This window comes from Micromonospora sp. NPDC002575 (genome assembly GCF_042889525.1).
In the GTDB taxonomy this organism is placed as follows: domain Bacteria; phylum Actinomycetota; class Actinomycetes; order Mycobacteriales; family Micromonosporaceae; genus Micromonospora; species Micromonospora carbonacea.
On the sequence record NZ_JBIARA010000043.1, the window covers coordinates 5,562 to 14,158 of the forward strand.

The following is an 8,597-nucleotide window of genomic DNA, read 5'->3' on the forward strand; positions in this document are numbered from 1 at the left end:
CGGGGGGGGGGGGGGGCCGCGGGGGGGGGGGGGGGGGGCGCCGGGGGGGGGGGGGCCCCCCCCCCCCGGCCGCCGCTCTCGCGACCGACCGGGGGCCGGAGGTCCCGCCCGGCAGCCCCGCCGCCGGCCAGCAAGCGACCGGCTCCGCCCCGCCGCCGTCCCGCCCCCACGGCGGCCCCCGGGTGACGGAGGAGACCGTGGTCGACCTGGTCCGCGTGGTGCTGCGGGACCCGCAGGTCAGCGCGACGAGCCCGCTCGCCGCCGCCGGCATCGACTCCATGCTGGCCACCATGGTCGCCGCCGAGGTGCAGGACCGGCTCGGGGCGACGCTGAGCCCGGTCGACGTGCTCCAGGCGCGCGACTGCCGGGCCCTCACCGCCGTGGTGGCGTCCCTCCTGCCCGACGAGCCCGCCCCGCCGGCCACCCCTGACGCTCCGGCCGCCCCCGACGCCGCCCTCACCGGGTCGGACGCGGCGACCGGCGGCGACGCCCACGACATGGCGATCGTCGGCATCGCCTGCGCGCTGCCCGGCGCCACGGACCCCGAGGGGTTCTGGTCCCTGCTGGCGGGCGGGGGCAGCGGCGTCGGCCCGGCGCCCGCCTTCCGCTGGCCCGCCGACGGCGACACCGACGGCACTCCGGTGGGCGGCTTCCTCGCGCAGATCGACGAGTTCGACGCCCGGTTCTTCGACTTCTTCGCCAAGCAGGCGGAGGTGCTCGACCCGCAGGTCCGCTGGCTGCTGCGCACCGCGTGGGAGGCGCTGGAGTCCGCCGGGACCGCCCCGCTGTCCACGCCCGCCTCGACCGGCGTCTTCGTCGGCGCCAGCTACCAGCACTACAAGGACTACAACATCCCGCCGGAGCTGGACGCCGCCGCCGGCCTCGGCAACCACAACGCCTTCCTCGCCAACCGGGTGAGTTACTTTCTGGATCTGTCGGGTCCGAGCATGACGATCGACACGTTGTGTTCGTCGTCGTTGGTGGCGTTGCACACGGCGGTGCGCAGCATCCGCAGCGGCGAGTGCGACCAGGCCATCGTCGCCGGCGTACGCCTCGCGATGTCGCCCCTGCACTACACGGCGATGCGGAACCTGCGGGCCCTGTCCCCGACGGGTGCGTCGCGGGCGTTCGACGCGTCGGCGGACGGGTTCGTGCCGGGTGAGGGTGTGGTCACGGTGGTGATCAAGCCCTTGGCGGACGCGGTGCGCGACGGGGACCGGATCCGTGGGGTGATCCGGGGAACGGCGGTGAACCACGGTGGCCGCACGAGCGGGTTGACGGTGCCGAGCAGCGCCGCCCAGCGGGAGGTGATCGTCGCGGCGTTGCGGGATGCGGGGGTCGGTCCGGATGGGATCGGTCTGGTGGAGGCGCATGGGACGGGCACGTCGTTGGGTGATCCGATCGAGGTGGAGGGTTTGACGCGGGCGTGGCGGGAGTTCACGTCGCGGACGCAGTTCTGTGCGATTGGTTCGGTGAAGTCGAACATTGGTCATCTGGAGCCGGCGGCTGGTTTGGCCGGTGTGGTGAAGGTGTTGCTCGCGTTTGAGCGGGAGCAGATCCCGCCGACGCTGCACGTGCAGCGGCCGAACGACCACATCCGGTTTGAGGAGTCGCCGTTCTTCGTGGCGGACCAGGCCCTCCCGTGGCCCCGGACAGCGGGTGTGCCGCGGCGGGGCGCGGTGTCGGCGTTCGGGATGGGCGGGGTCAACGCCCACGTGATCCTGGAGGAGCCGCCCGTCGCCGCCCCGCGCGAGCCGGTGCCGCCACGATCGCACCTGGTCCGGGTCTCCGCCGCCAGCGAGGACGCGGTGCGCCGGCTCGCCGCCGCGTACGCCGAGGTGTTCGCCGCCTGCGACGACGACCGGCGGACCGCCGACCTCTGCCACACCGCGAACGTCGGCCGCTCCCCCCTCGACTACCAGAGCGCCGTCGCCGGCCCCACCGGCCCGGCCCTCGCCGAGCAGCTCCGGGCCGTCGCCGACGGCCGGCTCCCGGTGGCCCGCGTCGACGGCGCCCTGGCCGCCGACGCGCCGCCGGCCGCCCCGGACGGTCCGCCGGACGCCTGGCACGAGGCGCTGGCCGACCTGGCCCGGCGCGGCCACCCGGGCATCGACTGGGCGGCGCTGTCCGTGCCGGGTTCCCGGATCGTCGCGCTGCCCACCTACCCGTTCGCCCGGGGCCGCTACTGGCACACCCGCAGCGCCCCGACGGCCGCGGCACCGACGGTCGACCCGCAGCCCTCCGGCCCCGCCGCCACCGCCGCGGACGTGCCCGAGGCGCTGTGCACGCGGTGGCGGGCCACCGCGCCCCCCACCGGCGCGTCGGCGTACGGGGTCACCGTCCGGGTGGTCGCCGCCGACCGGGCCACCGAGGGCGTCGTCTCCGCCGCGCTGTCCGCCCAGGGCGCCGACATCGCCGCCCCGGGTGCACCCGCCCGCGCCCTCGTCGTGGTCGCCGCCGCGCCCGGGCCCACCGACGCCGAACCGGACCTGCGCGCCTTCTGGGAGCAGCTCCGCGAGGTCATGGCGGCCCTCCCGCCGCAGGCGAAGGTGGTCTGGGTCGAGCACCGTTCGGCCCCGGTCGACGCGGCCGAACGGGCCCTGCTGGACCCGGAGGCCGCCGCGCGGGCGTTCACCGTCCGGGCCGCCGCCGCCGAGCACCGGTTCGCCGTCGCCGCCCTCGACCTCGACGCGGGCGACCCGGCCGAGACCCGCGCCCGGCAGATCGCCGCCGAGTTCGCCGCGCTGCGCCCCGGCGTCAACACCGCCGTCGCCTACCGGCGGGGAATCCGGTACGCCCCGGAGCAGGTCCCGGCCCGGCCCGGCCCGACGACCCCGCTGGACGGCGACGGGTACCACCTCGTCACCGGCGGCCTCGGCGCGATCGGCCGGCGGATCGTCGCGCACCTGGTGCGCGGCGGCGCGCGGCACGTCGGCATCGTCGGCCGGTCGGCGGCCGATGCCACCGCCGAGGCGTTCCTGGCGCAGGTGCGGCTGCACGCCGAGGTCGACTACCTCCGGTGCGACGTCGCCGACGCCGCCGCCCTCACCGACGCCGCCGCGTCCTTCGGCCGCCGCTGGGGCCGGCTGCTCGGCGTGGTGCACTGCTCCGGCGGGGTCAACCCGTTCGGGTCGCTGCGCCGCCGGCCCTGGTCGGAGGCGGCCCGGGTGACCGCGCCGAAGGTCGCCGGCTCCCGCAACGTGGTGCGGCTGGCCCGCTCTCAGGGCGCGGGCTACGTCGCCCTGGTCTCCTCGATCGCGGGCGTGTTGCCGCACGCCGGCCGGGGGCTGGTGGACTACGCCCTGGCCAACGCATACCAGCTGGCGCTAGCCGAGCAGTCCGGCGACGACGGGACGATGGTGACCGCGCACGCCTGGCCGAACTGGATCGGCATCGGCATGGAGGCCGACGAGTCCGTCGCCGCCGGACACTCGATCACCCTCGACCAGGCCCTGGCCGGCTTCACCGCGCACCTGCGCACGGGCGGGGGAATCGTGTTCCCCGGCACCGCCGCGCCCGACACCACGCCGCCGCCCGCGCCGACTACCGCCCCGGCCGCGTCGCCCGCGCCGCCGACCGCCCCGGCCGCACCGGCGTCGGCCGAACCGGCCCCGGCGGCGCCGCCCGCGCGACCCGCCGTGGAACCCGCGCCCGCGTCGGCCGCCGCACCCGGTTTCTCGTACACGCTGGTGCGCGACGCCTTCGTCGACGTGCTCGGCGAGGACCCGGGCGACTGCCCCCTGCCGGACCTCGGCCTGGACTCGCTGGTCATCGTCGACCTGACCAACGCCATCGAACGGCTCGGCGGAATCACCGTCGACCCGTCCCTGGTGATGCGGGCCCGCACCATGGCCGACCTCGCGGCCCGGCTGCCCGGCCCCTCCGGCGCGCCGCCCGCGGCACCGCAGGAGCCGGCCGGGCCCGGGACGTCCGACGCGCCCCTGCCGACGCCCGACGCGGGCGGGCAACCCCCCGCGCCGGCCCCGGACCTCGGCGCGCTGCTGCGGCCCCTACTCGTCCACGGCCAGCAGCAGGGCCACTGACATGCCCACCGAGCAGGACGGAAGGAACGACGCGACCATGACGGACAGTCGGATCGCGGTGATCGGCATGGCCGTACGGCTTCCCGGCGCCGAGGACGTGACCGACCTGCGGTGGATGCTGACCCACGACTCGGTCGAGGTCGACGAGGTACCGCCCAGCCGCTGGGCCCGCGACCTCTACCTCGGCGACGGCGACCACCAGGGCGCCCACCACCGGGGAGCGTTCCTCCAGGACCCGTTCTCCTTCGACCACGAGGCGTTCGGGCTCACCGCCGCCGACGCCGTCCTGCTCGACCCGCAGCAGCGGGTCATGCTGGAGGTCGGGGCCCGCGCCCTGGAGGACGCCGGATACCTGGCCGCCCGGCGGCGGCTCGACGCGGGCGTCTTCGTCGGCGCGCGGATGAACTCCTACGGCTTCGACCACGGCCGCGGCGTCGCCCCGGCGTCGGGCCCGCCGGTCCCGGCGGCCCTGTGGGGGCGCTCGCAGAACTTCGTCGCCGCCTGGCTGTCCGACCGGCTCGACCTCGCCGGCCCCAGTCTGGTCGTCGACACCGCCTGCTCGTCGTCGCTGACGGCGGTCTGGCTGGCCTGCCAGAGCCTCGCCGCCGGCAGCTGCGAGATCGCCGTGGTCGGCGCGGTGGACCTGCTGGTCGACCCGCTGACGTTCGTGCTGCTGTCCCGCACCGGCGCGCTCTCCCCGGACGGGCTCTGCCAGACCTTCGACGAGAAGGCCAACGGGTACGTCCCGGGGGAGGGCGCGGTAGCCCTGGTGCTCAAGCCGATGGCGGCGGCCGTGGCCGACGGTGACGTGATCCTCGGGGCGATCACCAGCGCCGGCGTCAACAACGACGGCCGCACCATGGGGGTGACCACCCCCAACCTGGAGGCCCAGGTCGAGCTGCTCACCCGCGTGTACGACCGGGTCGATCCCGCGACCGTCCAGTACGTGGAGACCCACGGCACCGGCACCGCCATCGGCGACCCGATCGAGGTGCGGGCGCTGACCGAGGTGTTCGGCCGGCACGGCGTCGCCCGGGGCAGCGTCGCACTGGGCTCCCTGAAGCGGCGCATCGGGCACCTGCACTCGGCGTCCGGCCTGGCCGGGCTCGCCAAGATCGTTCTCTGCCTGCGGGACGGAACGGTGCCCGGCGTGCCGGTGCCCGCCGTCAATCCGCGCCTGCGGCTGGACGCCAGCCCCTTCCACCTGCCGCCGCGTGCCGAGCCCTGGCCGGCGGCCCCGATCCGGCGGGCCGCGGTGAGCGGCTTCGGCTTCGGCGGCACCAACGCGCACGTCGTCGCCGAGGCGGCCGGCGCGCCCGCCGCCCCGGTCGGTGGCGGGCGTGCCGCCGAGGTGCTGCCCCTGTCCGCCGACAGCCCGGACGGCCTGCGCGAGCTGGCCGCGCAGTGGCTGGAGTTCCTCCCGTCGGCCGCCGACGACCTCCCCGACGTGCTGGCCACCGCCCGGCTCGGGCGGCCCCACCGCGCCGTGCGGTGCGCCGTCGCCGGCACCGACGCCGCCAGCCTCGCCGCCGCCCTGCGGGCCCGCCTGCTGGCCGCCGACGCCCCGCTCGGCGAGACCCCCCGGCGGCGGCCCGCCGTCACCGTACGACCGGCTGCCGCGCCGGCCCCGCCGGCCTGGCTGCTCGCGCTCGGCGGGGCCGTGCCGGCGGTACGGGAGATCGTCGGCAGGTTCGAGACCGCCGTCGGCAGCCCCGTGACGACGTTCTCCGGCCCGCTGCTGCGGATCTGCGCCGGGGTCGTGCTGGCCGTGGCGCTGCGCGACACGGGCGTACCCGAGCAGGCGGTGGACCTGCCGCCCGGCTGGGCGCCGATCGCCGACTTCGCGCACGGGCGTACCACGCTGGAGCAGGCGCTGAGCGCGGTCCTGGCCGGCGGGGCCACGACCGCCGACGACCTGGCCGCCGACGACCCGGCCGCCGGCACCGGCGACCCCGACGCCGGCCCGGAGCTGTGCGCCCGCCTCGCCGACGCCACCGACGAGCGCCACGTCGCCGCGCTGCTCGCCGCGGTCGCGGCGGAGCTGTACGAGGCCGGCGCGGACCTCGACTGGGCCGCGTTCCAGGGGCCGGCCGGGTGGCGCAAGCGGCTGCTGCCCGCCGCGCAGGCGCGCGGGCCCGCGCTGGACCTGCGGGAGCCCCTGCGTTCCGCCGAGCCCGGCGGCCCGACCACCCTGGACGCCGACGAGGGCACCGCCGGATACGCCTTCTCCCGGGTGTTCGGGGCGGGCGAGACGCCCATCGCCCAGCACTCCGTGTACCGGCGGATCATGCTGCCCGGCGTCGCTTGGTTCGACTTCCTGCGCCAGGGCGCGCAGCTTCGCGGCGACGCGTTCCACGGGGTGCGGGACGTGCTGTTCCACCGGCCGCTGATCCCCACCGGCGCGCACCGCGTGGTGTGCCGGGTCGACGGGCAGGGCCGGTTCACGGTCGCCGACGCCGACGGCACGCCCTTCGTCACCGGCCGGTACGCCCCGCAGCCCGGCCCGGCCCCGGCCGCCGAGGCGCTGCCGGAGCTGCTCGCCTCGTGCTCGCGGCTGCACGCCGGCTCCACGGTGTACCGGTGGCTGCGCCGCATCGGCTACCACCACGGCCGGTACTACCGCAACATCTCCTGGGTGGCCGGCCTCGCGGGCGGGGGCACGCTCGCCCGGATCGAGGGCGGTCGGCAGCGCGGGCTCAACCCGCCGGACGTCCAGCTCTTCCCGGGCCTGCTGGACAGCGTCACCATCGCCGCCATCGACCCGGACAACCCCGTCTTCGGCACCGAGCACGCGTCCGCGTTCATCCCGCTGTCGGTGGACCGGGTGAGCGTGCACGGCCAGCTCGACACCGCCGCCTACGTCCGCACCGAGGTGTCCTTCTGGAACGAGGAGGCGTGCCGGGTCACCCAGGTCGTCCTCGACGCGCGGGGCGTGCCCCTGCTGACCTTCGGCGACATCTCGTCGAAGCGGGTGCCCGTGCTCGCGTTCAGCGACCAGCCGCCGGCCCCCGCCGCGCCCCGCCCGGCCCCGGCGGCCGTCGCGACGGCCCGGCCTCCGGTGCCACCGGCCCCGGCCGTCCCGGCCGCCCAGCCCACCCCGGCCGTCCCGGCCGCCCAGCCCACCCCGGCCGAGGCCGCGCCGCCCGCCGCGGCCCCGGCCGCCGCCCCGGCACCGTCCCCGGTGCCGCAGGCCGCGGCGCTTCCCGGCGGCGTCGCCTCGGCGTCGCCCGTCGCGCGGGCGCTCGCCTGGTTCCTGGCCCTGTCCGGCACGGACGCCGAGCACGCCGACACCGAGTTCCTCTCCGCCGGCTTCGACTCCGTCGGCCTGGTCGGGCTGAGCGACCGGCTGTCCCGGGAACATGGCCTCTCGCTCTACCCGACCGTCTTCTTCGAGTATCCGACGCCCCGCAGCTTCGCCCAGCACCTCGTCGACGAGGCCCCCGACTTCGTCGCTTCGCTGGCGGCACCGCCGGCCGTGCCGGTGGGACCGGCGGTCGCCGCCGATCCGATCCCGGACCCGCCCGTCGCCCCGCCCCCGGCCGCCGCGACCGCCGGGCCACCGCCGGTCACCGCCCCGCTGCCGACCGTCACGGCCCCGCCGCCGGCCGTCGACGACGCGCGGGCCGCCGAGCGTACGGACACCGGGCGCGACATCGCCGTCGTCGGCGCCGCGATCCGGGTGCCCACCGCCGACGACCTCGACGGCTACTGGGCCCTGCTGGCCGAGGGGCGCGACACCGTCCGTGCCCTGCCCGAGGGCCGCTGGCAGCGCGCCGAGGAGGGCCCGGTCCCACAGGCGTCCTTCCTGGACCGGGTCGACGAGTTCGACCCCGTGCCGTTCCGGATCTCCGCCCGGGAGGCCCCGCTGATCGACCCGCAGGCCCGCATCGTGTACGAGACCATCTGGGAGGCCCTGGAGGACGCCGGACGGATGGGGCAGGGCGACCGGGAGAACCGGATCGGCCTGTGGATCGCCTACAGCCACGACCACTACCACGAGGAGCGGTCCCGGCACGGGGTGCCCGACGGCCGTGGCCTCGGCCTGGAGGCGATGATCCCGAACCGGCTGTCGTACCTGATGGACTGGCACGGGCCGAGCGTCGTGGTCAACACGCTGTGCTCGTCGTCGCTGGTGGCCCTGCACACGGCCCTCCAGCACCTGCGCGCCGGCGACATCGACACGGCGGTCATCGGCGGAGTGCACGCCGCGATCAGCCCCGAGTACTTCCGTTCCATGCAGGACCTGCGGGCCCTGTCGCCCACCTTCCGGTGCCGCGCGTTCGACGTCGACGCCGACGGCTTCGTGCCCGGCGAGGGCGCGGTCGCGGTCGTGCTGCGCCGCCGCGCCGACGCCGAACGGGACGCCGACCGGATCCGGGGCCTGATCAAGGGCGCGGCGGTCAACCACGGCGGCCGGACCACCCGCTACTCCGCCCCGAGCCCCGCCGGGCAACGCGACGTGATCGTGGCGGCGTTGCGGGATGCGGGGGTCGGTCCGGACGGGATCGGTCTGGTGGAGGCGCATGGGACGGGCACGTCGTTGGGTGATCCGAT

General features: G+C 77.0%; 1 protein-coding gene. It reads left to right on the top strand.

Annotation, left to right across the window (positions count from 1 at the left end; all coding sequences use genetic code 11):
* Window positions 1-4,080: 4,080 nt before the first annotated feature.
* The coding region (locus tag ACFYWL_RS30765; protein WP_386980200.1) for a beta-ketoacyl synthase N-terminal-like domain-containing protein at window positions 4,081-8,597 on the top strand (4,517 nt) is incomplete at its 3' end.